General features: G+C 53.9%; 2 rRNA genes. Both read right to left on the bottom strand.

Annotated elements, in window-relative coordinates:
• Nucleotides 1-49: ribosomal RNA gene (gene rrf / locus HBH25_RS23905) — 5S ribosomal RNA — on the bottom strand; the annotation flags it as partial.
• Between the two features lie 137 nt (nt 50-186).
• Nucleotides 187-1,554: ribosomal RNA gene (locus tag HBH25_RS22930) — 23S ribosomal RNA — on the bottom strand; the annotation flags it as partial.

The following is a 1,554-nucleotide window of genomic DNA, read 5'->3' as shown; positions in this document are numbered from 1 at the left end:
CTGAGTTCGGGATGGGATCAGGTGGTTCCAATGCTCTATGGTCGTCAAGAAATTCGGGTTGCGGCTTCGTGTTCACGGCTGTGTTCACGCAGCTGCAGATCTGGGTATGTGATGTGTGAGTGTGCGTCTTTTCGAATGCGTCTTCACCACCGCGCTCTGTGCAGGCACAGATTGCTTGGGTGTTATATGGTCAAGCCTCACGGGCAATTAGTATGGGTTAGCTCAACGCCTCACAGCGCTTACACACCCCACCTATCAACGTCGTAGTCTTCGACGGCCCTTCAGGGAGCTCAAGGCTCCAGTGAGATCTCATCTTGAGGCAAGTTTCCCGCTTAGATGCTTTCAGCGGTTATCTCTTCCGAACATAGCTACCCGGCAATGCCACTGGCGTGACAACCGGAACACCAGAGGTTCGTCCACTCCGGTCCTCTCGTACTAGGAGCAGCCCCTCTCAAATCTCAAACGTCCACGGCAGATAGGGACCGAACTGTCTCACGACGTTCTAAACCCAGCTCGCGTACCACTTTAAATGGCGAACAGCCATACCCTTGGGACCGGCTTCAGCCCCAGGATGTGATGAGCCGACATCGAGGTGCCAAACACCGCCGTCGATATGAACTCTTGGGCGGTATCAGCCTGTTATCCCCGGAGTACCTTTTATCCGTTGAGCGATGGCCCTTCCATACAGAACCACCGGATCACTAAGACCTACTTTCGTACCTGCTCGACGTGTCTGTCTCGCAGTCAAGCGCGCTTTTGCCTTTATACTCTACGACCGATTTCCGACCGGTCTGAGCGCACCTTCGTACTCCTCCGTTACTCTTTGGGAGGAGACCGCCCCAGTCAAACTACCCACCATACACTGTCCTCGATCCGGATAACGGACCTGAGTTAGAACCTCAAGGTTGCCAGGGTGGTATTTCAAGGTTGGCTCCACGCAGACTGGCGTCCACGCTTCAAAGCCTCCCACCTATCCTACACAAGCAAGCTCAAAGTCCAGTGCAAAGCTATAGTAAAGGTTCACGGGGTCTTTCCGTCTAGCCGCGGATACACTGCATCTTCACAGCGATTTCAATTTCACTGAGTCTCGGGTGGAGACAGCGCCGCCATCGTTACGCCATTCGTGCAGGTCGGAACTTACCCGACAAGGAATTTCGCTACCTTAGGACCGTTATAGTTACGGCCGCCGTTTACCGGGGCTTCGATCAAGAGCTTCGCTTGCGCTAACCCCATCAATTAACCTTCCGGCACCGGGCAGGCGTCACACCCTATACGTCCACTTTCGTGTTTGCAGAGTGCTGTGTTTTTAATAAACAGTCGCAGCGGCCTGGTATCTTCGACCGGCAAAAGCTTACGGGGTAAACCCTTCACCTTCGCCGGCGCACCTTCTCCCGAAGTTACGGTGCCATTTTGCCTAGTTCCTTCACCCGAGTTCTCTCAAGCGCCTTGGTATTCTCTACCCAACCACCTGTGTCGGTTTGGGGTACGGTTCCTGGTTACCTGAAGCTTAGAAGCTTTTCCTGGAAGCATGGCATCGACCACTTCATGTCCTAA

Source organism: Pseudomonas quercus (assembly GCF_012033695.1).
In the GTDB taxonomy this organism is placed as follows: domain Bacteria; phylum Pseudomonadota; class Gammaproteobacteria; order Pseudomonadales; family Pseudomonadaceae; genus Aquipseudomonas; species Aquipseudomonas quercus.
Note: the sequence above shows the minus strand (reverse complement) of the source record. Positions and strands in the feature narration are given on the sequence as shown.